This is a genomic window from Paenochrobactrum gallinarii, from assembly GCF_014205685.1.
In the GTDB taxonomy this organism is placed as follows: domain Bacteria; phylum Pseudomonadota; class Alphaproteobacteria; order Rhizobiales; family Rhizobiaceae; genus Paenochrobactrum; species Paenochrobactrum gallinarii.
Genome location: NZ_JACIIU010000010.1, coordinates 12,455 through 37,880 on the forward strand (window position 1 = coordinate 12,455; position 25,426 = coordinate 37,880).

Sequence of the window (25,426 nt, forward strand, 5' to 3'; positions counted from 1 at the left end):
TTCAAGTTGCAGCTTTATGACTGCCGGATTTAACTGGCCGGTTGATGATAATCAGCCCTAAGGCAATTAAAACAAGAGCTGCAAAAATTTTCCAGCCTAATGCTTCACCTAATATCAGTCCGCTCATCAAAACCCCAATCGCAGGCGTTAGAAAAGCAAAGTTCGATAGTTTGGATACAGGATAGCGGCGCATCATCCAAAACCAAAGCGGGTAGGTAAATGCTACCACAAATACGGATTGGAAGAAAAATGCTAGGATTGACCACATATCAGGCGAGCGAATGAGAGAGCCGCTCAAAGCCATGAAGGGCAATGGAACAATTGAGCCGATTGCCAGCTGATAAAGCAGCACTTTTTCAGGCGCTGCACGGGTAAGCGAGCTTCCTTTGATCACGATATTGGAAAGCCCCCACATAATGCCGGCAATAATTGCCATGATGTCACCGATATAAGCATAAGGGCTAACACTGGAGACTCGATCGGAAAACACCAGAAAAACGCCTGCGAAGGCAATAACCATCCCGATTATGGCTCGTAAGGACATACGTTCGCCAAGGCAAAAATAACTGCCGATCGCGACCCAAAACGGCATCATATTCATCATCAGTGTGACGCGCCCGACATTGGTATAGTCCATCGCCATGAAGATAAGTACAAACTCGCCGCCAAATAAAAGACCCGCGAGGATGCCCGGCCAGAAAGTGCCGTCCTTGTTGAAGAGCGGCACTTGTTTATATTGGCACCACGTGAAAACCAGCACGCCGCCCAGTACAGAACGGGCACTTGCCATCAGCATCGGGTTAAAACCCTGATTGCCGATTTTAATCGCAACCTGATTAAGCCCCCATGTAAACATGATAAGCAGTACCAGCCCTATCGCCACACTATCAAAGGGGGCTTGCTGCATATTGGGGGCTGGTGATATCAGTCTCGTTCCTGTGCCGTTAGCTGACATGAGACTTAGTCTTCCGAATTTTCCATGTCGAAGCTAAGCAGGTTCCAAGTCTGCACCATATGCGGTGGCAAAGGTGCAGTAACATCCAAAGTTCCGCCAGAAGGGTTTGGAATGCGGATGCGACGAGCGTGCAGATGCAGTTTATTTTGGATGCCGCCCGGGAATTCCCAATTTGAATCCGCTTCAAAATATTTAGGATCACCGATAATCGGATGCCCGATATAGGCTGCGTGAACGCGCAACTGATGCGTACGGCCGGTATATGGTTCCATTTCCAGCCATGTCAGGCCGTTACCAGCTTTTTCAATGATCCGGTAAAATGAAACTGCGTGGTCTGAATCCGGCTCACCATGTTTGCAAACGCGCATTTTATCGCCGTCAGGTGTGGTTTCTTTTACCAGCCAAGTGGAGATTTTATCTTCCTTTTTGCGTGGCAAACCTTTGACCAAAGCCCAATAGGTCTTTTTAGTATCGCGCTCACGGAATGCAGCAGTCAATGACTGTGCTGCACCACGGGTTTTGGCTACTACCAAAACACCGGAAGTATCTTTGTCGAGGCGGTGTACCAGACGTGGTTTCTCACCACGTTTGTTGCGCCATGCTTCCAGCATACCATCAACATGGCGGGTGAGACCTGAGCCGCCCTGCACTGCCAGACCTGCCGGTTTGTTGAATACATAAACCTTTGGATCTTCGTAAAGCAGCATTTGCTTAAGCACATCGCTGTCGCTCTGGCTTCGGATGCTTTTGCCGGTCAGTCCTGATGTTTCAGCTTTATCTTCCAGCCCCAGCGGCGGGATGCGGATGGATTGTCCGCCTTGCAAACGGCTGTCGCTTTTTGCACGACCGCCATCCACACGGATCTGGCCGGAGCGAAGCAATTTTTGTAAATGCCCAAAGCCCAATCCCGGATAATAGATCTTCATCCAGCGATCGAGTCGCATTCCTGTTTCATCCGCGGCAACGGTTTTAATTTCTACGCCAGCCATAAGCTTAACCCAATTTGTAATGCAAAGGCTGCTTGAAAAGCATGTGCGCTTTGCCTGACGCCATTCATCATATGGCGCATTTCATCATTTGTTGTTTTAAGCTCCTAGCACTGCTTTGCGCATCTTGCGAGTTAAGAATTGGAAAGTTTGACCAAAGAACACCAAAATTTAACGTTTCTATCACGCAGCATTACAGTCCGTTGTAATTTATGGTTGAAATGGCCACTTTCATGCCATTCTTGAAACCCAACTCTATTGTGGAAATTTCGCAAAAGTCCCATCTCATGGCAGGTGCAGCAAATTGTGAATGCAATAGCCACACATGCCAGCATGCCTGATGAATGGCCGGAGTTGAACTGTGACATTATTAAAACTTTATTGGCGCTCCATGACTTATTTGGCCGCTGAAAAGCGCGCCACAATCATAATGTGCATAGCCAGCACATTGGTAGCACTGGTGACACTGGCCGAACCGATTTTGTTCGGGCGGGTGATTGAGACTATATCCGAACGCGCCAATGTCGTCACACAACTGGCCATGTGGGCAGCTCTTGGCATTTTCAACATCATTGCGGTGGTGTTTGTCGCACGTGGTGCAGACCGCCTCGCCCATCGCCGCCGCCTTAGTGTTCTGACTGAATCTTATGAGCGTATCATCACCATGCCGCTTGCATGGCACCAGAAGCGCGGCACATCGCACGCCTTGCACACACTTTTGCGAGCAACAGATTCACTTTTCACATTGTGGCTCGAGTTCTTGCGCCAGCATTTAACCACCGTTGTTGCCCTCGCCGCTCTTATTCCGCTTGCAATGCAAATGGATGTGCGCATGTCGCTTGTTCTTGTGGTGCTGGGTGTCATTTATGTGATGATCGGCCAATTGGTTATGCGCAAGACCAAAGATGGTCAGGCAGCCGTTGAAAAACATCACCACCGTGTCTTTGAGCATGTCAGCGACACAATCAGCAATGTGTCTGTGGTGCAGAGCTTTAATCGTATCACGACCGAAGCTGAAAATTTGCGCCAATATGCAGCCGACTTACAAAAAGCACAAAATCCTGTGTTGAACTGGTGGGCTTTGGCAAGTGGTCTCAACCGCATGGCATCCACTATTTCGATGGTGATTGTGCTGTTGCTTGGTGCTTATTTTGTCACCAAGGGTCAGTTGAGTGTTGGTGAAGTTATTGCCTTTATCGGCTTTGCCCAGCTGATGATCGGTCGTCTTGATCAGATCAGTGCTTTTATCAATCAGACCGTCTCAGCGCGTGCCAAGCTTGAAGAATTTTTCGAGATGGAAGATGCAACGGCTGACCGTTATGAACCTGAAGATGCGCTGGAACTCAAAGATGTCTCCGGCGAGATCATTTTTGACAATGTCACTTACGAGTTTCCAAATTCCGGTCAGGGCGTTTATGACGTTTCCTTTACCGTGGCGCCTGGTCAGACCATTGCCATTGTCGGCCCGACTGGTGCCGGTAAAACGACACTGATTAATCTGTTGCAGCGCGTTTATGAGCCTGCTGCCGGTCGAATCACCATTGACGGGCACGATACGCGACATGTTAGCCGTCATTCACTGCGCCATTCCATTGCAACTGTATTTCAGGATGCCGGTCTCTTTAATCGTTCGATTGAAGAAAATATCCGTATCGGTTGTAAAGATGCCGATAATGATGCCGTGCATGGTGCATCTAAAGCAGCTGCTGCGCATGAGTTCATTTTGTCGAAAAGTGAAGGCTATGACACCAAAATTGGTGAGCGCGGCTCTAACCTTTCCGGCGGTGAGCGTCAGCGTCTGGCCATTGCCCGTGCAATCTTGAAAGATGCACCGATCTTGGTGCTGGATGAAGCCACCTCCGCTTTGGACGTTGAAACTGAAGCAAAAGTTAAAAAAGCCATTGATGATTTGAGCGAGGGTCGCACAACCTTTATCATCGCGCACCGTTTATCGACCGTACGCTCGGCAGATCAGGTGCTGTTCCTTGATAAAGGTCATGTGGTTGAGCGCGGCAGCTTTGATGAACTGGCTGCGAAAAACGGCCGCTTTGCCGCACTGCTTCGTGCCGGTGGTCTGATGGCATCCGATGATGAGGGCACAGAAAAAGATGCATCCGCCAGCAATGTGATGCCCTTTCCCGTCAAGGAAGTATCTGCTTAAAAAATAATATAAAAAAGCCCCGAAAGTCGGGGCTTTTTATTATTCATGATTTAATTAAAAACTCGATCTGCATGCCGTCATAGGCTGGATCCACATGGTCGGGCACTTGGGCGGAGACTGTTTCATAGTCGAGCGGAATATGCATATGGGTCAAAATGGCCCGTTTTGGCTGCAAACGCTCAATCCATTCCAGCGCTTCTTCCAAGGAAAAATGGCTGGCATGGCGGCGATATTGCAGCGCATCAATAATCAGCAAATCCAGATTTTCGAGCTTTTCGGGGCTACCTTCCGGAAAAGCACTGACATCAGTGCAATAGGCCACATCACCAATACGGAAGCCTAAACTTTCAATGTCGCCATGGCGCTGTGACAATGGCTGAAAATTAATAGCGCCACCTGCCCCGCTAATGCTGAAAGCTGTTTCATTATCAATTTCATTGGCTTTTAAAATCGGCGGATAATTGGAGCCTTCTGGCGTCACAAAGCAGTAGCCGAAGCTTTCATCAAGCCGCGCCTGCGTAGTGGCAGTCGCATAAATATCCATCAATGCCTGATTGTCCGTCACATAGGTCCGCAGGTCATCAATGCCGTGAATGTGGTCCGCATGGGCATGGGTGTAAAGCACGGCATCAAGCTGGGTAACTTTCGCATCAATCATTTGTGCGCGAAAATCGGGCCCTGTATCGATCACTACCACCGTTTTACCGCCTGACGGGCCGATACGCTCAACCAGCAGCGACGCACGTCTGCGGTTATTTTTCGGATTGTGCGGATCACAAGCGCCCCAATCGCCATTGATGCGGGGCACGCCAGGTGATGAGCCGCAACCTAAAATGGTCAGGCGCAGAGTTGATGCGTCACTCATGAGACACCCTTTTCGATCTCAATCTAAAGGTATTGACTTAACCCAACCTCTAGATTGAAGGTCTGGGCATTTTGGAAAACAGACGGAAGACATTGTCAGTGGTGATTTTGGCAATTTCTTCAGATGAAACACCAATCACATCAGCCAGTACATCTGCCGTGTGTTTGACAAAGGACGGCTCATTGCGCTTGCCGCGATGCGGCATTGGCGCCAGATAAGGCGCATCCGTTTCTACCAGCAAACGATCATGCGGCACAATCTTTGCGGCTTCACGAATTTCAGCCGAATTCTTGAAGGTAATAATGCCGGAAAACGACACATAACCGCCAAGCTCGACACCTGTACGTGCCAGCTCAATGCCGGATGAAAAACAATGCAGAATAAACGGAAACGCCCCCTTGGCGGTTTCATCACGCAAAATCTGCGCCATATCATCATCGGCACTGCGTGCATGAATCACCAGTGGCAATTGGGTGCGGCGCGAGGCTTCAATATGGGTGAGAAGTCCTTGGCGCTGCGCTTCCGGCGTTGAATAATCATAATGATAATCTAAGCCAGCCTCGCCGATGGCCACGACTTTTGCGTGCTGCGCCAGCTCAACAAGCTGATCGGCCGTTACATCTAGTTCTTCATGGGCATTGTTTGGATGGGTGCCGACAGAGCAATAAACTTCGTCATATTTTTCAGCCAAAGCCAAAATCTGATCGAACTTTTTAACCCGTGTCGAAATAGTCACCATACGGCGTACGCCATTGTCGAAGGCGCGCTGCATGATAGCTTCGCGCTCTTCGTCAAAGTCGGCAAAATCCAAATGGCAATGGCTGTCGACCAGCAAAGGCAACTGGATTTTACCTGTATTCATATCATTGGCTGACATCAGACAATCACAATCCGTCTTCTGTTTCCACATAGCGCGGGAAAATCGGCTGAGGAGCAGGCAATGGCGCACCGCTAACCAGTGGATGCGCAGCAATATCAGCAAAATTGCGCTGATCTTCTGGAATTGCCAGCACATCCAGCAGCTTGGCGGAAGATGCAGGAATGAAGGCCTGTGTCATGATTCCAACGCGGCGCAGAATTTCCGCCGTTACATAAAGAACGGTTTCCATGCGTGCCGGATCGGTTTTGCGCAGCGCCCAAGGTTCCTGACCGGCAAAATAGCGGTTGGCTTCAGCAACAACACCGAAAATTGCCGCCAATGCATGGTGGATACCTTCCTGCATCATCTGCTTGCGCGCAGTTGCAAGCGCTGCATCAGCCATATCAAGAATAGCTTTATCATCGGCGCTGAATTCACCGGCTGTCGGCACTTTGGCTTCACAGTTCTTGGCGATCATCGACAGCGAGCGCTGTGCCAGATTGCCCAGATCATTGGCCAGATCCGCATTGGTGCGATTGACGATTGCTTCATGGCTATAACTGCCATCCTGACCGAAAGGTACTTCACGCAGCAAGAAATAGCGCAATTGATCAAGGCCGTAGCGCTCGACCAGGCCCTGCGGGTCAATCACATTGCCGAGTGACTTCGACATTTTTTCACCGCGGTTAAACAAGAAACCATGGGCGAAAACGCGTTTCGGTAATTCGATACCGGCAGACATCAAAAATGCTGGCCAGTAAACCGCATGGAAGCGCAGGATATCTTTACCGATAATATGAGCATTGGCTGGCCAGAAGCCTGCTTTTTCAGTGGTCATATCCGGATAGCCAAGCGCTGTAATATAGTTGGTCAGCGCATCAACCCACACATACATGACGTGTTTTTCATCACCCGGCACCGGAATACCCCAGTCAAAGGTGGTGCGGGAAATGGACAGATCTTTTAAGCCCGATTTGACGAATGAAATCACTTCATTGCGGCGCTCAGACGGCATAATAAAATCTGGCTGACTTTCATAGAGAGCCAGCAATTTGTCCTGATAAGAAGATAGTTTGAAGAAATAGCTCTCTTCTTCCACCCACTCAACCGGCGTGCCCTGCGGGCCATAACGTACATTATCGGCGCGAACTTCGGTTTCTTCTTCGCCGTAATAAGCTTCATCACGAACCGAATACCAGCCGGCATAACCGCCCTTGTAAATATCACCATTGGCCTGCATTGCAGACCAGATATGCTGACAGGCTTTATAATGGCGCTCTTCAGAGGTGCGGATATATTCGTCATGGGACGAATTCAGATAAACCGTCATTTTCTGAAATTCAGCCGTGTTTCTGTCAGCCAGTTCGCGCGGGGTAATGCCCTCTTTACGCGCGCTCTGAAACATCTTGATACCGTGCTCATCAGCGCCGGTCAGAAAGTGAACATCCTTACCGTCGAGGCGCTGAAAACGAGCTAATGCATCGGTAGCAATCAGTTCATAAGCATGACCGATATGCGGCTTACCATTAGGATACGCGATGGCAGTGGTGATATAATATTTTTCGCGGTTCATAACTTCACATTACTTCGTTTCAAATCTTGTTAAATGTGACATACCCTATGTCACAGGCTCTGTCACTTAATCTTATAAACAGAGACTAAAATCACATCGCACCAAAAAGGTCGCCATGAGTGGCGAGGTGTGTTTTTTGTAAAACAAGCATGACGGCTTGTTTACGGTCAAGATTATAGGTCATTGTTTCTGCAGCTTCATCAGAGATTTTATGCCAGAAACGCGACCAGGCATCGGCAGCGCCGACAAAACCATCCTGAGCATATTTGCAAGCCTTTGCAGCAATCAGATTGAGCATGTGCTCCATAAATAAATGATACTGCACTTCCGCTTCGCGACCGGTTAAAACCTGCGCCAGATTTTGTGCTTTCGGCACATCAAAAACGGGAGCGGCCAAAATAGCATCGGCCGTATCTGCAATTTCAAGGCCGCCATTGGCAGCCATCAGCAAAGCACGTCGCACGCTGCCTTCAGAGCGCGCAAGCAGCGACTGCATATAATCCGCATTGCCTGTATCAAGCCCCACATGAGAGCCGATACGGCTTAATGTTTCACGCATGGAACCATTATCAAGCGGCTTGAAACGTAAAGCCTGACAACGCGAGCGGATCGTTGGCAGCAATCGTCCGGCAGAGTGCGAAATCAGGATAAACAAAGCCTTTGCCGGTGGTTCCTCCAGCGTTTTCAGCAAAGCATTCGCTGCATTGCGGTTCATATCATCCGCCGGATCAATGATAACAATACGCCAGCCATCATCCGATGCGGTACGCGTTAGAAAATGCGTTACTTTACGGATTTCATCAACCGTAATCACGGTGCGGAATTTGCTGGTTTTCTGATCAAATGGCCGGCTGATATGCAAGACAGCCGGATGCATACCGCCCGCAATCTGGCGATAAAGCGAGGTGGTATAATCCGGTTTATTTAAGTGCAGAGGGGCGTGTACCACTTGCGGATATTGTAAAATATGCCCTGCCAGCCGGAAGGCAAATGTGGCCTTGCCGATACCCTGCGGCCCTTCCAGCAATAGCGCATGATGCATGCGCCCGCTTTTGTAGGCCTGCACCAGAAACTCGACATTATCCTGATGACCTGCCAGAAAGTCATTGGCAGATGGTGTCGGAATACCTTCAATCGTATCATAGGTTGGCGGACTGACTATATCATTGATCATCTGCCGTCCTCTTGAAATCTTTTGTTTTCAGCAAAGCTGCGACCTGAGCAATAATATCCTGACTTATGGCTTCCAAAGGCCTGTCTGCATCAATCACCTTGCAGCGTTCAGGCTCATTGGCAGCAATCGTAAGGAAAGCCTGCCGGCGCGCTTCTTGTGTAAAAATCTTTTCTTTTTCAAAACGATCTGCTGTTTCGTTGCCACGACGCTTTACCGCGCGTGCCATACCTTTTTCCGCCGGAATATCCAGAATAAAGGTCATGTCCGGTTTGACGCCATCAATAGAAACCCGCTCTAAATTCGCCATAAAAACAGCATCCAGATTGCCGGTTACACCCTGATAGGCACGGCTTGAATCGATAAAACGATCGCATAAAACAATGCGTCCTTCATCCAATGCCGGTCTGATCAGTTGTTCGATATGGTCATTGCGGGCAGCGGCAAAAAGCACGGCTTCCATGGCTGCGCCATATTTTTCGGCGGCACCGCTTAAAATTACATGACGCACGGCCTCGGCACCGGAGGAGCCTCCCGGCTCACGGGTAATCAACGGATCAAACCCTGCGTTTTTCAGGTAATCAGCCAGCAACGCTATTTGCGTTGATTTCCCAGCGCCCTCGCCGCCTTCGAATGTTATGAACAATCCGGCCACAGCTATGCGCTCCTTGCTAAAATCATTGACACTCATCACCGTCTTATGCGGCTTGGCTGAGAGACGCAAGCATAGATCAATAATCAGCGAAATTTACGTATCCAGCCCGTTGCGATTTCAACCAGTGCGCCAAGAGAACGCTCTTCTAAATTACCGACTTCAATGGCTTGGCTGGTATAAACAGGTAGCTCGCGCACAATCTGCTTATCTAATTTTATTTTTAAACTGCCCACCTGCTGATCCGCTTTAACCGGTGCATCCAGTGGGCCGCGATAGACGATTTCAGCCGTAAGCTGATCCTGTCCGTTGCGTGGCAGCAGTAAATCCACATCGTCCTTGACAATGAGTGCCACCGCGCTTTGCGTGCCGTTAAACACCTGCGCCTGTCCAACGACTGCACCTTTGGAAAAAAGCCGCATATCGTCAAAATTACTCATGCCCCATTCAATGAGCTGGCGTGCTTCTTCGGTGCGGTGTTTTTCATTCTTTAGCCCTGCAAGGCTTAAAAACAAACGCCTGCCATTTTTCTCGGCAGATGTGACAAGTGCAAAGCCACTTTCTTTGGTGCCGCCAACATTCATCCCGTCAGCGCCGATATCCAGATAAAGAAGCTCATTCCGATTGCGCTGGAAGATTTTATTCCAAGTGAAATCCGTCTTGGCAAAATAAGGATAATATTCGGGATATTGATGATAAATATGGCGTGCCAGCTTCGTAAGATCACCAACACTCACATGCTGACCATCGGCTGGCAGTCCGGTTGAATTGACAAAGAGCGAGTTTTCGAGCCCAAGGAGCTTTGCACGTTCATTCATAAGCGTGACAAATTGCTTTTCGCTGCCAGTCAACCCTTCAGCCAAAATGATGCAGGCATCATTGGCCATTTGCACAATCATACCCTGAATAAGATCTTCAATTGTTGGCGATGATTTGATTTTGGCAAACATGGTTGGTGTGCGCGACGGTGCGCCGCCGGTACGCCATGCATGTTCGCTCACCACATAGCTGTCATCTAATTTGATTTTCTGCTTTTGCAGTGCATCAAAAACCACTTCAGCCGTCATAAGCTTGGCCAGTGAGGCAGGTGGAAATTGTTGTTCGCTATTGCGGGAAAAAAGTACAGTGCCGGTTTTATCATCCAGCAGCAAAACCTGCGGTGCTTTTATTTGCAAATCATCAGTTGCATAAGCGACCTGCCCTGCAAAAATACCGATAACCAGTACTGAGGATTGCAGCATTGCGCGCGATAATTTACACAATGCTGATTTGGTTTGATATTTGGTTTTACCGAACACGCACGACAAAGGCATCCTGCGCTCCTGCCTGCCAGGCCTGACGCAAGAGAGCATCATTATTCCCGTTGGTGGCAATTGCAGTCAGTGTGAAAATCTCACCCTGCTCTGTCGGAATGGTCACATGGCTGACCTTGCCATATTTATTCAGCCGATCAGCGATTTTGTCAGCCTGTACTTTCGAGGAAAAAGAGCCAAGATCGACATAATCAATGTCTGACGGGGCAGAAACATTCTGCTTGCGCCACGAAGCTGAAATTGCATCAGCAGACAAGATGCTGCCATAGGTCTGCTGTTCTTTGAATGAGGCCGTCGCAACGCGGTCTGACGCGTAACCAGCCATACCGGCAAAACCGTTATGGTCGGCATTCGCAATGCCCAAACCAGTGGCCGGACGCGCCATAGGCAGTGGAATCGTGGCTGGCACGAGCATATCGCCCGACATACTCCCCTGCATAGCGCCGGATGCTGGCTCGCTGCTGAATGCAAATGATGACTGACCTGTCGCAAAAGGACTATTATCAGGTCGCGCAGTTGGTGTCGGACCGTTCATGGCCATCATGACACCAGTAGCCGGCTGCCCGACAGGATCTGATCCGTCACGATAGGACGCCATTAAAAATTGATCATCTTTGCCATCAAGTGGCGCACGACCAACATATTCCACCTTCACATCGGCTGTGCCGTGATGGGTGTAATCAAGCATTTCAGCAGCTTGTTTTGAAAGATCAATGATCCGGCCATTGGAATAAGGACCGCGATCATTCACACGCACGATCAGCGAGCTGCCATTAGCCAGATTGGTCACCTTGGCATAGCTTGGCAGCGGCATGGTCGGATGCGCGGCGGTCAGGTGGTGCATATCATAGATTTCGCCGTTTGCAGTCAAACGACCATGAAATGCATCACCATACCAAGAAGCGCGACCTGTCTTTTTATAATTCGGGTCTTCTTTAGGCTTATACCACTTGCCACGAACCTTATAAGGTTTGCCGACCTGATCACGTCCGCCTCCACGCGGCAAAGGCTTGCCTTTTTGCGTGGTTACACGCGGGCTTGCCTTCACACCATACTGGCTTTCCGCAAAATATTCTTTTGAACGGGTTTTGGACTTTGTTTTTTGATCCGTTGCCGGTGCTGCACAGGCTGTCAGAACACCGCCGATTACCGCAATAACAACAAAACGACTGGACAATTTTGTCAGTCGCTTCTCATTCATTGTCGTGTCGGCTTTGCACCAACTTGATTTATATCTCATAAATGCCGTTCGCTCGCTTAACAAAAAACACAGTTTCATTCAAAACTACGTTTCACATACCCAAAACAGATGGCAGCCAATTATTGACAGGTCATTAAAACTTGATCTGCTTCAGGAAGCAAGAGGGGTTATACAGACCAAATGGCCTGTCTTTGCAAATATGGTAAACAATTACCTGTTCGATTTTAAGAAGCTTTAACCAATATCTTGTCGATTGTTTCAGGCTGGAAGCCGGCTGCTGATGTGATGCGCGCAAGTTTTTTAGGCTCAACCTGATCGCTGTTTTCCAATAATGTGATTTCGTCACTGGTGAGACCGCAAACGACTGCCAGCTCTTCAATTGAATAACCCAATGACTGACGCACAGCCTGCACGATATGTACGCCGTGACCTACTAAATTCTGAATATTTTCTAAAACTGATTTAGACGACATTAAACACCTTTGTTTTTTTAAAACGCTTGCTGAATGGCTCCAAAACAACAAACGCGCTTCAATTTGCCGGAGAAATCCGACAGCAGACAGTGAGACAGGCCCTCACCTGATGGGGAGCATAATTGGCAAATATCAAACTTATACGAAGGTTTTGTCTTCGTATGCAGTTTATTTTTACCGTTAAGAAAGTGTTACCACTATCATTAAACAGAGCTTTGACGCAAACAATGATCGTGCAATAACGCAATTTTGATGTAAAAAGCCCGCCTTCACAGGCGTGAAGACGGGTTTTAAAATTCAAATCTATTCGGTTTTTATCGGCTATATGGTGAATAACATAGTTTACGAGGGCCATTATATGGCTGGAATGTATTATCATAGGCGCGATATGAACGATATTTGCTCGCGCACCAGTTTACATGCGCCTGTCTCATTGTCGGGCGAGCAGGCTGTTGAGGCGTAGTCGCACCAACAATCGCCGCACCTAATGCAAAAGCTGCAATTGGATACCACCAGCCATCATTGTGACGGCGATAACCCGGACGCGAATGCCGATAGCCATTATGGCCGTTCCAATGGCCCGGACGTGCCGGCCTATAACTGTGCTGTGGCGGGCGTGGTCTGTTTGCTTGATGTGGCGGACGTGGCCGATTATTATTAGAATGATGTGGCGGGCGCTGATACTGCACATTCACAACATTGGACGGATTGTTAAGTGCCGATGGCAGTATTGGTGCCGCGAGTGAACTGGCAACAGAAGAAAGAATGATACCTGCACTGATGCCGGTTGCATAACAAGCTGTTACGAAGCGTTTCATTTGTAAACTCCATTGAATACAGAGAAAAAAACTGAATGCTGAAAGTAACTCACGCTATAACTTGCGATATGAACCGTTCATGAACAGGATTGCTGTACATATGAAGAATATGTAATGTGTGCATTCACGCATGCACCGTAATCAGCTTTGCGATACCCATTTTAAAGCACCACGTGCACTATGTAATCCGCTAGCAAAACAAGCCGTTAAAAGATAACCGCCCGTCGGCGCTTCCCAATCAAGCATTTCACCTGCAATGAATGTGCCCCGATGACTCCTCAGCATTAAATCATCATTCAGCGCTCCAAAACGTACACCACCGGCAGATGAAATCACTTCCTCTATCGGGCGTGGTTTTTGCATGTGCAGTGGATAGTTTTTAATACGATCTACAATATCTTCATGCGGTAACAGCGCTGGCAATTCACGCAATAAAGCAATTTTGACAGGGCTTAATCCGGTTGCTTTGCGAAGTTTCGTTGAAAAGCTGGCTTTCGGATTTTGACGCTCCAGAGCTTCTTTGATTTTATGCGACGACAAGGCTGGTGCCAAATCAAGGGTCAGCACCGCTTTTTGCTTTTCTAATAAAGTATCGCGCAAATATGCCGAAAAAGCATAGATGAGACTGCCTTCAACACCATTTGGTGTAATAACAAACTCGCCTTGCAAGCTTTGCCCACCCGCACTTGCCAGAACGGTTTTAACCGGCTCACCGGCAAAACGCTCTTTAATGGTTTCACTCCAATCAACATCAAAACCGCAATTGGCAGGCTTTAATGGCTCGAAATCAATGGAATGCGCCGCAAATTCTGTCTGCCAGCGACCATCGGAACCAAGCTTTGGCCAACTGGCACCACCAAGTGCAAAAATAGTGGCATCTGGCTTGATGAAAAGCTCACCTTCCGGCGTGTGCACAACATGGCCGCCATCTTTAAACCTTAACCATTGATGACGTGTTTTAATCACAACGCCCTGTTCTTGCAGCTTGCTGATCCATGCACGCAGCAGCGGCGAAGCCTTCATTACTTTTGGAAAGATTTTGCCTGAAGTGCCGGCATATGTTTCTGCGCCCAGATCATCTGCCCAGCGACGTAAATCCGTTGGTGTGAAACCATCAATCATTGGCTTCAAAAACGGCAGGCGGTCACCGTAACGCGTGATAAAGCGCTCAAAATTTTCATTATGTGTAAGATTGAGCCCTGATTTACCTGCCATTAAAAATTTGCGGCCAACGGTTGGCATCCGCTCATAAAGCGTTACCTTTTGCCCATGGCGGCTTAAATAGTCCGCCGCCATCAAACCAGCAGGCCCACCGCCGATAATTGCAAAATCAGCCGGTGGCGCGATACGCTTGTCTGTCTCGCGCATCAATCTTCTTTCTCGAGCATTTCCTTAACGGCAGTGGCAAGCTGTTTGAGCGAGAACGGTTTTGGCAAGAAGCCAAATTTGGCATCTTCCGGCAGATTGCGTGCAAAGGCATCTTCCGCATAACCGGACACAAAAATAAACTTGATGTCAGGGTAATGAATGCGCAATTCGCGCAGCAGTGTCGGCCCGTCCATCTCTGGCATAACAACGTCAGAAACAACGATATCAACCTTGCCACCGAGCTCTTCCAGCACTTCAAGCGCTTCAACACCGGATGCAGCTTCATGTACTGTATAGCCGCGTGACTGGAGCGCCCGCACGCCGCCCATACGCACAGCATCCTCATCTTCAACCAGCAACACAGTTGCAGAGCCAGAAAGATCGGCGTTTTTCTCTTGTTTTTTCTCTTTAATAGCCGGAGCCTGTTCGCTCACGGCTTTGTGCTCAACAACATGACGCGGCAAGAAGATTTTAAAAACAGTACCTGTACCAAGTTCTGAATCGCAATAGATAAAGCCACCGGTCTGTTTGATGATACCGTAAACCATTGATAGGCCGAGACCCGTCCCCTTGCCCACTTCTTTAGTGGTGAAAAACGGCTCAAAAATCTTTTCCAGCACATCCGGTGCGATACCGCTTCCGCTGTCCTGAACTTCAAACATAACATAATCAGCTTCGGGCAATTCATGATATTGCAGTGCTGCTACTTCTGCCTGCGGCATATTGCGGGTACGAAGTGTAATCAAACCGCCATCCGGCATTGCATCACGCGCATTGACTGCGAGATTGACCGCGACCTGCTCAAACTGGCCAAGATCGGCACGCACTGGCCAAAGGTCACGGCCATGCTCGATTTTCAGGTCAATATCTTTACCCACCAGCCTTGCCAGCAACATGCGTAAATCTGCCAACACATCGGTGAGATCAAGGACTTCCGGACGCAAGGTCTGTCGGCGCGAGAACGCCAATAACTGGCGCACCAAAGAGGCCGCACGATTGGCATTCTGCTTGATATTCATAATATCAGGGAAGGACGGATCGGAAGCGCGATGATTGCTCAGCAGCAGATCGGACGACATGATAATCGCAGTCAGAACATTGTTGAAGTCATGGGCGATACCGCCAGCCAACTGACCAACAGCCTGCATCTTCTGGCTTTGTGCCATCTGCCCTTCAAGGGCTTTTTGCTCTGTCGTTTCAACCGCAGAGACAATCGCCGCCTCATCGGCATCCTCACCGCCAATATCGGTAACAGGGCTGATATAAAAGCGAACATGACGCTCTTCATTGCCCGGCAACACTGTATCAATCGGTGTAATACTGGCCTGACCGGCAAAGGCTGCCGTTAATGCGCGTGAGAAAGCTTCGCGGTCCCGCTCATGAACAACCGATTCAATAGATAAGCGGCGTTCGGCAACATCACTCTCGACAACACCTGAGAAAATATCAAGAAAACGCGCATTGGTGCGTAAAGTGTGACCTTTACTATCAACCGCAGCAATGGCCATTGGGGCAGAGTTGAAAAAGCGGGTGAAACGCACTTCGGCTGAACGCAGCGCTGCGGATGAATCATCACCTTCCGCACGGTTTAAAACGATTGTGCGGCTGGTACCACGCAAACCATCACGCTGCATCTGCACACGATGATAGAAGCGAACCGCCAGACTTTGGCCATTGCGTTTGGCAAGATCGAGATCAATGACGGAGTTACGGCTGGAGCCCGGTTCCGCTTTGACGGAGTTAATCAATGCCATACCGTTTCCGGCAACAATATCATTAAGCGTTAAAGAACCTGGCACGAATCCTGCCAGATCCACACCGAGCCACTCGGCTAATGTCGCATTGAGATAGATAATCCGGCCGCTTGCATCGGCAGAAAAGAAGCCGGCTGGTGCATGATCGAGATGATCGATTGCTTCCTGCAAGTCCTGAAAAAAACGCTCCTGTTCGGCGCGTTCCTGCGAAATATCAGCAATCTGCCACGCGACTAAAGGGCCTTTATGCAGTTCACTTGCAGCAACAGGACGCGCTTTGATACGATACCATGTCGGCGTCAGGCTGGTGGAATGTAAATTATGGCTATGCACCAAAGGGCCGGTAAGGCGAATTTCTTCCTGCGCAGAAAAACCATCGCGCACAGCATTGGACAAGCGATAAATAGCATCCGAGCCACCGGATTCGGACGTCAAGATTGCATCAAGCGAACGCAGTTCATCGCTGTTGGCAGCACCCGTCATCTGGGCATAGGCCTGATTAGCATAAACAATATGGCCTTTGGTGTCGGAAACGACCGTACCTTCCGGCATTGTATCAAGGAATGAATGGGATAATTGCCCGTCTTTCACACCACGATTAAATTTAATCAGGCCGATAGTGGAGCCGATCAGATAAAAGACACCTAGCATTGCCAGAAGGCCAAGCAATGCAAGCACAAAGCCCTCACCTAACTGATCACGAAACAGGAAGAAAATCACAGTAAGCGCAATCAGCACGAGACCGAGTACCAATAATCTGAGGCCGGATCCCGCTGTTGGTTTTTCGTTTACAACCGATCTTGAGAAAACTTCGGTCTTTGTCTGCTGAGACATACGCCCCGCCACCCTGTCTTTAGATTGTCTTTTATCGCTCATGCTGTGATAGCTAATTTTAACGCACTAAACTACTCTTGCATGAAATTTTCCTGACGGCTGTTCACTCATAAACAGATAAGGTGTGGGCTTGAAGGCCTGTTGACGTGATAATGCAGCGTTAGAGAAAGCTTACCAAGTAAATGCATATAACAGATGATGAAAGAAAAAATCGCCAGCGAATCGACCAGCTCACTGCTATTTTTCTATTTTTGCATTTAAATGCATTGAGATGATCATTTTTGCCGTTTGCGCGCTATAAAAAGCATATTAACAATGCAAACATGATTTTAATCACATTTTTTATAGACTGGTGTTAACTTAAACCATTGTGCTGCGAATGATCTCTTGTAGATATGCAGCCTGAAAACAGATCAGATATTTTGGCTCGATATAAAGATTAAGCCGATTTGTCTGTGTTTAATGAAATAGTCCTGATCAAAATTCAAAGGGGTCACAGGATGAAGGAATCGCTTAGCGGCATTCTTGGCGAAGGAGCCGCCAATATCGTATTGTTCATATTGGCATTTGCCGCCATTTTAGTGGCTATCTTCATTATCTATGCGATTATCAGGCGCATTAGCGGTTCTTCGGCCGGTACTGATAATTATCGTGACCATCATGACCCCTCGTCACGCCTTGCCGTTGTTGATGCGGCGATTGTAGATCATCAGCGCAAATTGGTGTTGGTGCGCCGTGACGATGTGGAGCACCTGATCCTCATTGGTGGCCCGACTGATGTGGTTGTTGAGCAAAACATTACCGCTGACAGTGATTATACCCGTGGTTCGCGTATTACCGAAGCACAGATTGCCCGATATCAGTCTGATTATCAGGAAGATGCTGCGCCGAACTTTGCAGAAGAACTTAACAGTACACCGACACGTCCAATCAACACAATGCCAGCAAGCCCTCTGGCTTTAAGTGATGTTTCTAAAACCGCACCTGCCCCGCAGTATGCTGTGCCAGAACCAAAGCCGGAGCCGGTTATTAAACAGGCAGCACCCGCCGCACCTGCAGCGCCGGTCTTTAAGCCATCACCATCCGCTCCGTCTGTCACGCCGCAAGCGCCGAACCTCACCCGACCGGTACCGGCCGCACCAAGTGTTGCACCTGTCGCCAAAACAGTCGCACCGCAGCCGCGCACAGTTATATCATCAACGCCGGCGGCGAATGTAAAACCTACAATACGTTCGCATCCGGCTTATCCGCTTAGTCAGGTTTCGCAAGGTGTATTGACCTCGACCTCTACTGCTGCCGCAGCGGCAGCTGCAACAGTTGCAGCAAGCAGTGGTCGCCTTGATCATGTTGCGCCACAAAAAGCTGCATCATCTGATGATATTAAACCTGCACCAAGCTTTGCACCGCAAGCAGAAACTAAGCCTGAACCAGCTTTTGATCTCGATTTAACAAAAAGTAGCGATGATTTTGGAGCTCTTGATGATGCATTGGATCAGGCACTTTTCAATGATCTGAACAGTGATTACTTCGAAACTGAAAAGCCTGTTGCCTCTAAAGTTGAAGATGACATGGCTTTCATGCTTGAAGAAGAGCTGCTGTCCTCTCTCCATATGGAGATGGATATAGAGGCTGATTTGTCAGTCGACATCGAAGACGAGATGGAAAAACTGCTTGGCGAATTATCCATTAATCCGGAGCGTTAATGGCCGGCCTATTGTTTGAACGATACGCATAAAAAAGGGGCTGTGAAATTCACAGCCCTTTTTAAATAGTTATAATGAATAAATCGTCAGATTAATCATCACGATAAATTTTTTCCCGACGCTCATGACGTTCCTGCGCTTCAATTGAAAGCGTGGCAATCGGTCGGGCATCCAAACGTTTCAGACTGATTGGGTCACCGGTCTCCTCACAAAACCCGTATGTACCCTCATCAATCCGTCCTAAAGCAGCATCAATTTTAGAAATGAGCTTACGCTGACGATCACGGGCACGAAGCTCAATGGAACGATCAGTTTCAGACGAAGCACGATCAGCCAAATCAGGATGGTTTGAATTTTCTTGTTGTAGCGTTTCTAGTGTTTCACGGGCTTCACGTAAAATATCATTACGCCAAGCAATCAGCTTGCCACGGAAATACGACTTCTGCCGTTCATTCATGAACGGTTCGTCATCGGCAGGCCTGTAGTCAAGGTTAATTAATTCACTCATTTGAATCACCCCACACCTAGGAGACGAGGTGTCTCTATAAATCGACAATCACATCCGCACAACATCAAATAAGCCTTTTTTGCCACTTTTTAGTGTGTATCCAAAGATTATTCGCCTAATGAAAGGAAAGGTTGTATCTTCTCCTTGTGATGCTTGAATTATCTTAAAAAACACCGCTTTAATAGTCGCATAAGGTATAACAAGCCTTTGTAACAGCAAGGGTACAAAGGCTGTGGGTAAACGGTACGTTGTGGCTCTGAACATAGAAACTGGCATTTACGACACTGATGCCGCAATTGATCCATTCGTTTTTATAAACTCAGGTAAAACATGACAAAATCAGCTCCTAAGCGTCTTTTTTTATTACGTCATGCCCTGGCCAGCTGGCCATCAATCGGAGCAAAGGATTTTGACCGGTCACTGGATCCGTCCGGTTTTTCCATTATCGATGAACTGGCACAAAATATGGCCGCACAGAATATGATACCGGAAGCGATTTTGTGCTCGGCTGCTTTGCGCACACAACAAACACTTGAGCATTTGCAAGTATATTGGCCGCAAGATCAAATGCCTGATGCCTCCATGATTGAATTTAGTGACAGGCTTTATAGCGGCAGCGCATCCGATTATTTGCAGGCCATTCAGGATTTTGGCTATCTTTATGAGGAATGTCAGTCACTAATGATTATTGGCCATAATCCAAGTATTGAGGATTTAACATTTGCCCTCACCGGCAACCAATCGGGCATTGCTTTCGAGCGTTTACGTGCAGGTTTTCCAACTGCCGGTTTGGCAATATTGGAATTTGAAGTGCCATTTACTGAAATCAGCCCGCGTCATGGGCGATTGATTTCCTTTCCAACACTTTGAGATAAATCCCAGCCTCTCCGAATGTTTTCACCATCTCACCGATTGCCATTTGATAATGGCATCATATATTTAAGTGGTCACAGATATTGATGAGGCTGACTTTTGGCAAAACTGACCACATTGACCGATGAGGCGCTCATTGCCTTTGACACACTGGCTGACCGGTCGCGTTCGCTTTTATCTCCGTCTCTGCGGCTTGGTGTTACCGGCCTGTCCCGTGCCGGTAAAACAGTTTTCATCACATCGCTCATTCATAATCTTATTCATGGCGGACGGTTACCACTTTTTGAAGCCTACCAGTCGGGCCGTATCAGCCGCTCTTATCTGGAACCGCAGCCAGATGATGCAATCCCGCGTTTTCAATATGAAGAACATCTGCAAGCCTTAATCAATGAGCGCATCTGGCCGGATTCGACTCGTGCCATTTCGCAATTGCGCATTACCATTGATTATCAATCCGCGTCCTCATGGGGGCGGATGCTCTCTGCAGGTAAGCTTTCGCTGGATATTGTTGATTATCCGGGCGAGTGGCTCCTCGACCTGCCCCTGCTGGGTAAAAGCTATAAAGAATTTAGCGCAGACTCCTTCAAGCTGGCACAAGAAGCCACACACCGTGACTTAGCCGATAAGTGGCTGCAAGCCGCCAATCTGGTACATCCGTCCAAACCCGCAGATGAAATGACCGCCCAACATCTGGCACGCGTTTTTACTGAATATTTGCGTGCCGGTAAGGCCGATGAACGCGCGCTTTCAACGCTGCCTCCCGGCCGTTTTCTCATGCCCGGTGATTTGGATGGTTCACCTGCCCTGACATTTGCGCCATTGGCCAATCTCAAGCAGGAAGATTTCACCTCCGGTTCATTGGCATCCATGATGGAGCGGCGCTACGAATCTTATAAAACTCATGTGGTAAAACCGTTTTTTCGCGAGCATATTGCGCGTCTTGATCGCCAGATCGTGCTGATTGATGCTATGCAAGCACTTAATTCCGGTGGAGCGGTTGTTGCGGATCTGGAACGCGCGCTCACGGATATTTTATCTTGCTTCCGCCCCGGCGGTTCGAGCCTGCTGACAGGATTGTTTCAACGTCGCATCGGGCGCATTCTGGTGGCTGCGACCAAAGCTGACCACCTGCATCATGAAAGCCATGATCGCTTGGAGGCAATCGTGCGCCGTCTCGTTGAGCGCGCTATACAACGGGCGGATTTTTCCGGTGCTGATATTGATGTCTTAGCCATGGCAGCCGTTCGCGCCACTCGCGAAGCCACTGTCACTCAAGGCAAAGATGTGCTTCCCGTCATTGTCGGCACTCCGCTGAAAGGTGAAAAGATCAATGGTGAAGTCTTCGATGGTGAAACTGAAACCGCTATATTTCCCGGAGACTTACCAAGAAATCCTAATGTAATTTTTGAAAAGAATGAAGCATTTCATCAAGATGATGCGCTGCGCTTTATCCGCTTCCGCCCTCCTAAAATCGAAAGCACTGCCGAAGGTATAAAACTTTCCTTGCCGCATATCCGGCTCGACCGCGCATTGCAATTTTTGATCGGAGATCGCCTATCATGAGTGATAACCGTAAACCCGGCTCCTTTCAGTTGGATAATGACAAACGGATTAATCCTGCGCAAAGCGCACAGGAGACGATCCGTAAACCGCGTGCAGTATCCGATCCGAGCCAGATCATTCCGGAGCCGGTTGATATTTTTGAACTGGATGCCGATGAACTGGCAGCCATTCAAAATATGGACGTGCCCGAAGCCGATTATGAGAAAAACCGGATTTCACTACGCTCGGTGCTTTTTGCAGCCCTTGGTATCCTTCTCTCTTTTGCCATTGGCCTTTGGGTGGAAGATCTCATCCGAGCGATGTTTAACCGTACCAGCTGGCTTGGCATTTTAGCGCTCATAGTGGCGGCTGTTGCGCTTGTCAGTTTTGTGATTTTGATCACACGAGAACTGCTTTCATTACGCAGGCTTGCCTCTGTTGCGTCCCTCCGTCTGGCAGCCCATGAGGCCGCACAAAAAGATGACATAAAAGCTGCCCGTCATGCCGTCGCTCAACTTGTATCAGTCACCTCCAGCATTCCGGCTACTGCCCGCGGACGTAAATTGCTGGATGATACAAAAGACGATATAATTGACGGTCGCAATCTGATTAAGCTTGCAGAAACGGAACTATTGAAGCAACTTGATATACAAGCCAGATCGATGATCTTACATTCTGCCAAACGTGTTTCAATCGTCACTGCGATCAGTCCGCGTGCTTTGGTTGACATTGCTTATGTGGTTTTTGAATCCGCACGGCTTATCCGTCGCTTATCAGAACTTTACGGCAGTCGTCCCGGCAGTCTTGGCTTCTTAAAACTCACCCGCAATGTGATTGCTCATTTAGCGGTTACCGGCACGGTTGCGATGGGAGACAGCGTTATTCAGCAGCTGGTTGGCCAAGGGCTTGCCTCGCGCCTTTCCGCCAAGCTTGGTGAGGGTGTCATAAACGGATTAATGACTGCTCGTATCGGCATTTCTGCAATGGACATTGTGCGACCATTCCCGTTTTTAGCTGAAAAGAGACCAGGGATCGGTGATTTTGTTACGGACCTGACCTCCCTCAACAATATTCGTAAAAATAATGGAAAATAATCGGGAAATTGTTGACTTTCAGAGCAATGCAAACGAAGCATTAACCATTAAAAGCGATTATCGGGTATATCGAAGCAGTCGCTAATAAAGACAGGCTTTATGGCAGACGCCACCCCCATTGACTGAGTTTGGAACAGATACTGCGATGAGAAACCGTATAGCTGCTTGCCTTTTAATGCTGCCTGCCACGACAGTTTCTGGCGCAGCCTATTCTGCTGACAATGATCAGCAGTTTTTCCGTCAGATTGAGGGGCAGTGGACTGGTTCCGGTGAAATTGTTGCCGGAAAATATAAAGGCACGAAATTCGTCTGCAATCTGGCAGGCACCACGCCTGAAACCACTGCCGGCATGACATTGGACGGCTCCTGCCGTGTTGGTGTTTTTTCACAAGCGATGAAAGCGGTGATTTCACGCGATGGTAAGAACTATACCGGTGCCTTCAATGATGGCGCTACGGGTAAGGGGCTGGATGTTGTTTCAGGCAATGTGAGCGGCAATCGTATTGTTCTCGGACTGAACCGTAAACAGCTTGATGGCGCAATGCTTGCTCGTGTTGCTGACAATAATACGATGAATGTCACTGTTTCGGTGCGCGTTGAAAAAGAACTGGTTCCGGTAATCGGCCTGAACCTGAAGCGCACAAGTGGCAGTGCTCCAAGCAACATTGCACGCAATTAAAAAGTGCTCATAAAGATTTTTAAAAAGCGGCTTCAGATTATTCTGTAGCCGCTTTTTTCTATCGTTTATTTCCACCAGTTAACAGCCGCATTGGCGACTTCAATACCTTGCGCCTCACTGCTTTGGGCAGCCTGTGCAATCACCTGCCCCTGCACTTCCAAATCCGGTGCAATGTCTGCAAGCGGAACAAGCACAAATGCGCGCAGCATCATGCGCGGATGCGGCAGACTCAAACGCTCTTCATCCAGCGTGATGAAATCTGCATTTTTTTTCTGCATCACCAAAATATCGATATCAAGCGTGCGCGGACCCCAGCGCTCAATCCGCTCGCGCTTCATGTCAGCCTCAACGCCCAAAGTGACAGCAATCAGTTCTAATGGCGATAAATTTGTCTCAATACAAGCACAAGCATTATAAAACCAGCTTTGGTCGGTTTTGCCCCATGGTGGCGTGCGATAGAGCTTGGAAACCTGACAAACCTGCGTATCGTTGCGTGCATCAAACACTTGCAGCGCATGAGCCATAGATGCCGCCGGATCACCCAGATTACCGCCCAAGCCTAACCATGCGCTAAATTTGAAGCTATCAGCACTCACGGTTCGTGAACCACGACAACTTCAACAAAATCCAACACGCCAGCCACTGGTGCATGAGGCTTGCGCACGGTAATTTCGGCACGTCTGATTTGCTTGAAATGTTCAGACAGAGCTTTGGCAATATCGAGAGCCAAGGTTTCGATCAGATAACGACGTTTACCAGTGACGATTTTTTCAATCAACTGGAATGCCACGCCATAATGAACCGTACCCTCAATACTGTCCTCTTCCAGCGCATTGCCTGCATCCACGGTCAAAACTGCATCAACATAAAAGCGCTGACCTAGCTTTTCTTCTTCATCAAAAACGCCGTGATGTGCAAAAAAAGCACAGTTCATCATCCGGATCGTGTACATTTTCACTCTCTCTTGGCTCACCTTTAATCGCAAAGCTTATGCGAAATCAGGTTAAAGCTCTAATTTAAAGCTTGCTGGCTCTGCTTTGCAAAATACTATCGGCAACAGCAAGAGCTTGCGCGTTTACCGCTACATCATGAACTCGGAATATATCTGCTCCGTCCAAACGTAAAGTGACAGAAGTAGCGCTTGTGGATACATCACGCTGCAAGGGGTCAGTTATACCGCTTATTTTTCCAATAAAGCGCTTGCGTGATGTGCCGACCAGCATCGGATAAGGAAACCGCGCCATTTCCTTAAACCGGCTAAGCAGTTCAATATCTTCATCCAGAGAACGGGTAAATCCAAAGCCCGGATCAAGCACAATCTGATTATCGGCAATACCAGCCTGATGGGCGATCTCAATAGATTTTTTGAAAAATACAGCCTGATCCTCAAGCGGATCTGCCTCGCATTGACGCTCGCGGCTGGTATGCATCAGCACTAGACCGGCACCTGTAGCCTTTGCAATATGGGCGATATCCGGCTCACGATGCAAGCCCCAGACATCATTGACAATGTGAGCACCAGCTTCAATGGCAAGCTTTGCCGTTTCAGCACGATATGTATCAACGGAAATGATGCAATCACCCTGCTCTGACAGCATTTTGATAATAGGCAGCACGCGCTTTTGTTCTGTTTTGGCATCAACAGCTTCAGCATTGGGTTTAGTTGATTCACCACCCACATCAATGATGCGCGCACCATCTTCAATCATCGCGCGGGCTTTTTGCAATGCAGTATCCGCCTGAAAATGATGGCCGCCATCAGAGAAGGAATCCGGCGTTACATTCAAAATCCCCATGATGATGGCCTGCGCACCAAGCTCTAATGTCTTTCCATGTGCCAGTTGCCATTGTTTCAACATTTATGAATGCTCCAACTCAATGCATTAATCATAACCGCGGTTAATGTGATGGGTGCAGATTATCTTCTACGCATTATCAACCGTATCGCGCTATAACTTACTTGACCATTTTGGCAACCGTTACAATGGGCAAGGTTCATTTATGCGGATGCTTGAAATAACAAAACTATGAACATGATAAACAC

Annotated in this window: 23 protein-coding genes; 6 read left to right on the forward strand and 17 right to left on the reverse strand. The window is 48.4% G+C overall.

Annotated features, from left to right (window positions below; all coding sequences use genetic code 11):
- Position 1: 1 nt before the first annotated feature.
- Positions 2 to 907 (reverse strand): DMT family transporter, encoded by a 906-nt coding sequence (locus FHS77_RS10465; RefSeq protein ID WP_184223093.1) that lies wholly within the window; start codon positions 905 to 907, stop codon positions 2 to 4.
- A gap of 53 nt (positions 908 to 960) precedes the next feature.
- Positions 961 to 1,944 (reverse strand): RluA family pseudouridine synthase, encoded by a 984-nt coding sequence (locus tag FHS77_RS10470; protein WP_184223095.1) that lies wholly within the window; start codon positions 1,942 to 1,944, stop codon positions 961 to 963.
- Between the two features lie 358 nt (positions 1,945 to 2,302).
- On the opposite strand from FHS77_RS10470, the gene FHS77_RS10475 reads away from it, so the two are divergent.
- On the forward strand, positions 2,303 to 4,102 hold the full coding sequence (locus FHS77_RS10475) for a glucan ABC transporter ATP-binding protein/ permease (RefSeq protein ID WP_184223097.1): 1,800 nt from the start codon (positions 2,303 to 2,305) through the stop codon (positions 4,100 to 4,102).
- A gap of 43 nt (positions 4,103 to 4,145) precedes the next feature.
- Here FHS77_RS10475 and FHS77_RS10480 read toward each other — a convergent pair whose 3' ends face one another.
- The 11 genes from FHS77_RS10480 to cckA all read right to left on the reverse strand — a co-directional run bounded on the left by FHS77_RS10480 (position 4,146) and on the right by cckA (position 16,983).
- A complete protein-coding gene (locus tag FHS77_RS10480; protein ID WP_184223099.1) occupies positions 4,146 to 4,967 on the reverse strand; it encodes an MBL fold metallo-hydrolase in 822 nt (273 codons plus the stop codon).
- A 49-nt stretch (positions 4,968 to 5,016) separates the two neighbouring features.
- Complete coding sequence (locus FHS77_RS10485) at positions 5,017 to 5,802, reverse strand: TatD family hydrolase (protein ID WP_184223232.1); 786 nt, start codon at positions 5,800 to 5,802, stop codon at positions 5,017 to 5,019.
- A 49-nt stretch (positions 5,803 to 5,851) separates the two neighbouring features.
- On the reverse strand, positions 5,852 to 7,399 hold the full coding sequence (gene metG, locus FHS77_RS10490) for a methionine--tRNA ligase (protein ID WP_184223101.1): 1,548 nt from the start codon (positions 7,397 to 7,399) through the stop codon (positions 5,852 to 5,854).
- A gap of 91 nt (positions 7,400 to 7,490) precedes the next feature.
- A complete protein-coding gene (locus FHS77_RS10495; protein ID WP_184223103.1) occupies positions 7,491 to 8,573 on the reverse strand; it encodes a DNA polymerase III subunit delta' in 1,083 nt (360 codons plus the stop codon).
- A complete protein-coding gene (gene tmk, locus FHS77_RS10500) occupies positions 8,563 to 9,225 on the reverse strand; it encodes a dTMP kinase (protein WP_184223105.1) in 663 nt (220 codons plus the stop codon). The genes FHS77_RS10495 and tmk overlap by 11 nt, the downstream gene beginning before the upstream one ends.
- An 83-nt stretch (positions 9,226 to 9,308) precedes the next feature.
- Complete coding sequence (locus tag FHS77_RS10505) at positions 9,309 to 10,463, reverse strand: D-alanyl-D-alanine carboxypeptidase family protein (protein WP_184223234.1); 1,155 nt, start codon at positions 10,461 to 10,463, stop codon at positions 9,309 to 9,311.
- A gap of 46 nt (positions 10,464 to 10,509) precedes the next feature.
- Positions 10,510 to 11,736: a septal ring lytic transglycosylase RlpA family protein gene (locus FHS77_RS10510; protein WP_184223107.1), complete on the reverse strand. Its 1,227-nt coding sequence runs from the start codon at positions 11,734 to 11,736 to the stop codon at positions 10,510 to 10,512.
- Positions 11,737 to 11,960: 224 nt separating this feature from the next.
- Complete coding sequence (locus tag FHS77_RS10515; protein WP_210307106.1) at positions 11,961 to 12,209, reverse strand: helix-turn-helix domain-containing protein; 249 nt, start codon at positions 12,207 to 12,209, stop codon at positions 11,961 to 11,963.
- Positions 12,210 to 12,523: 314 nt separating this feature from the next.
- Positions 12,524 to 13,027: a BA14K family protein gene (locus FHS77_RS10520; protein ID WP_184223109.1), complete on the reverse strand. Its 504-nt coding sequence runs from the start codon at positions 13,025 to 13,027 to the stop codon at positions 12,524 to 12,526.
- 141 nt (positions 13,028 to 13,168) lie between these two features.
- Complete coding sequence (locus FHS77_RS10525) at positions 13,169 to 14,395, reverse strand: TIGR03862 family flavoprotein (protein WP_184223111.1); 1,227 nt, start codon at positions 14,393 to 14,395, stop codon at positions 13,169 to 13,171.
- Positions 14,395 to 16,983, reverse strand: coding sequence for a cell cycle histidine kinase CckA (gene cckA / locus FHS77_RS10530; RefSeq protein ID WP_184223113.1), 2,589 nt, complete (start codon positions 16,981 to 16,983; stop codon positions 14,395 to 14,397). The genes FHS77_RS10525 and cckA overlap by 1 nt, the downstream gene beginning before the upstream one ends.
- Positions 16,984 to 17,483: 500 nt before the next feature.
- On the opposite strand from cckA, the gene FHS77_RS10535 reads away from it, so the two are divergent.
- The gene (locus tag FHS77_RS10535; protein ID WP_184223115.1) at positions 17,484 to 18,686 is read left to right on the forward strand and encodes a flagellar biosynthetic protein FliO; all 1,203 of its coding nucleotides are present in this window, start codon (positions 17,484 to 17,486) and stop codon (positions 18,684 to 18,686) included.
- Between the two features lie 91 nt (positions 18,687 to 18,777).
- On the opposite strand, the gene dksA is transcribed toward FHS77_RS10535, so the two are convergent.
- Positions 18,778 to 19,194 carry an RNA polymerase-binding protein DksA gene (gene dksA / locus FHS77_RS10540; RefSeq protein ID WP_184223117.1) on the reverse strand — a complete coding sequence of 139 codons (417 nt, stop codon included), beginning with the start codon at positions 19,192 to 19,194 and terminating at the stop codon, positions 18,778 to 18,780.
- 330 nt (positions 19,195 to 19,524) lie between these two features.
- On the opposite strand from dksA, the gene FHS77_RS10545 reads away from it, so the two are divergent.
- The 4 genes from FHS77_RS10545 (at position 19,525) to FHS77_RS10560 (ending at position 23,382) form a co-directional block, all read left to right on the forward strand.
- Entirely contained in the window at positions 19,525 to 20,064 is a 540-nt protein-coding gene (locus tag FHS77_RS10545) for a SixA phosphatase family protein (RefSeq protein ID WP_184223119.1), read from the forward strand.
- A 102-nt stretch (positions 20,065 to 20,166) separates the two neighbouring features.
- Complete coding sequence (locus FHS77_RS10550) at positions 20,167 to 21,630, forward strand: YcjX family GTP-binding protein (RefSeq protein ID WP_184223121.1); 1,464 nt, start codon at positions 20,167 to 20,169, stop codon at positions 21,628 to 21,630.
- Positions 21,627 to 22,703, forward strand: coding sequence for a YcjF family protein (locus FHS77_RS10555; protein WP_184223122.1), 1,077 nt, complete (start codon positions 21,627 to 21,629; stop codon positions 22,701 to 22,703). The genes FHS77_RS10550 and FHS77_RS10555 overlap by 4 nt, the downstream gene beginning before the upstream one ends.
- A gap of 145 nt (positions 22,704 to 22,848) precedes the next feature.
- Positions 22,849 to 23,382 carry a hypothetical protein gene (locus tag FHS77_RS10560; protein WP_184223124.1) on the forward strand — a complete coding sequence of 178 codons (534 nt, stop codon included), beginning with the start codon at positions 22,849 to 22,851 and terminating at the stop codon, positions 23,380 to 23,382.
- Positions 23,383 to 23,447: 65 nt separating this feature from the next.
- Here the strand turns inward: FHS77_RS10560 and folK are convergent, their stop codons facing one another.
- The 3 genes from folK to folP form a co-directional block, all read right to left on the reverse strand.
- Complete coding sequence (gene folK, locus FHS77_RS10565; RefSeq protein WP_374786243.1) at positions 23,448 to 23,978, reverse strand: 2-amino-4-hydroxy-6-hydroxymethyldihydropteridine diphosphokinase; 531 nt, start codon at positions 23,976 to 23,978, stop codon at positions 23,448 to 23,450.
- On the reverse strand, positions 23,975 to 24,334 hold the full coding sequence (folB, locus tag FHS77_RS10570; RefSeq protein ID WP_184223126.1) for a dihydroneopterin aldolase: 360 nt from the start codon (positions 24,332 to 24,334) through the stop codon (positions 23,975 to 23,977). Before folB ends, folK begins: the two co-directional genes overlap by 4 nt.
- A 64-nt stretch (positions 24,335 to 24,398) precedes the next feature.
- Entirely contained in the window at positions 24,399 to 25,241 is an 843-nt protein-coding gene (gene folP, locus FHS77_RS10575; protein ID WP_184223128.1) for a dihydropteroate synthase, read from the reverse strand.
- Positions 25,242 to 25,426: the final 185 nt, after the last annotated feature.

Bases quoted from the DNA above. Each gene is read 5' to 3' on its own strand.
- FHS77_RS10465 (WP_184223093.1), bottom strand. From the start codon at position 907: ATGCAGCAAGCCCCCTTTGATAGTGTGGCGATAGGGCTGGTACTGCTT.
- FHS77_RS10470 (WP_184223095.1), bottom strand. From the start codon at position 1,944: ATGGCTGGCGTAGAAATTAAAACCGTTGCCGCGGATGAAACAGGAATG.
- FHS77_RS10480 (WP_184223099.1), bottom strand. From the start codon at position 4,967: ATGAGTGACGCATCAACTCTGCGCCTGACCATTTTAGGTTGCGGCTCA.
- metG (WP_184223101.1), bottom strand. From the start codon at position 7,399: ATGAACCGCGAAAAATATTATATCACCACTGCCATCGCGTATCCTAAT.
- FHS77_RS10495 (WP_184223103.1), bottom strand. From the start codon at position 8,573: ATGATCAATGATATAGTCAGTCCGCCAACCTATGATACGATTGAAGGT.
- FHS77_RS10505 (WP_184223234.1), bottom strand. From the start codon at position 10,463: ATGCTGCAATCCTCAGTACTGGTTATCGGTATTTTTGCAGGGCAGGTC.
- FHS77_RS10510 (WP_184223107.1), bottom strand. From the start codon at position 11,736: ATGAATGAGAAGCGACTGACAAAATTGTCCAGTCGTTTTGTTGTTATT.
- FHS77_RS10515 (WP_210307106.1), bottom strand. From the start codon at position 12,209: ATGTCGTCTAAATCAGTTTTAGAAAATATTCAGAATTTAGTAGGTCAC.
- FHS77_RS10520 (WP_184223109.1), bottom strand. From the start codon at position 13,027: ATGAAACGCTTCGTAACAGCTTGTTATGCAACCGGCATCAGTGCAGGT.
- FHS77_RS10525 (WP_184223111.1), bottom strand. From the start codon at position 14,395: ATGCGCGAGACAGACAAGCGTATCGCGCCACCGGCTGATTTTGCAATT.
- cckA (WP_184223113.1), bottom strand. From the start codon at position 16,983: ATGTCTCAGCAGACAAAGACCGAAGTTTTCTCAAGATCGGTTGTAAAC.
- FHS77_RS10535 (WP_184223115.1), top strand. From the start codon at position 17,484: ATGAAGGAATCGCTTAGCGGCATTCTTGGCGAAGGAGCCGCCAATATC.
- dksA (WP_184223117.1), bottom strand. From the start codon at position 19,194: ATGAGTGAATTAATTAACCTTGACTACAGGCCTGCCGATGACGAACCG.
- FHS77_RS10545 (WP_184223119.1), top strand. From the start codon at position 19,525: ATGACAAAATCAGCTCCTAAGCGTCTTTTTTTATTACGTCATGCCCTG.
- FHS77_RS10555 (WP_184223122.1), top strand. From the start codon at position 21,627: ATGAGTGATAACCGTAAACCCGGCTCCTTTCAGTTGGATAATGACAAA.
- FHS77_RS10560 (WP_184223124.1), top strand. From the start codon at position 22,849: ATGAGAAACCGTATAGCTGCTTGCCTTTTAATGCTGCCTGCCACGACA.
- folB (WP_184223126.1), bottom strand. From the start codon at position 24,334: ATGTACACGATCCGGATGATGAACTGTGCTTTTTTTGCACATCACGGC.
- folP (WP_184223128.1), bottom strand. From the start codon at position 25,241: ATGTTGAAACAATGGCAACTGGCACATGGAAAGACATTAGAGCTTGGT.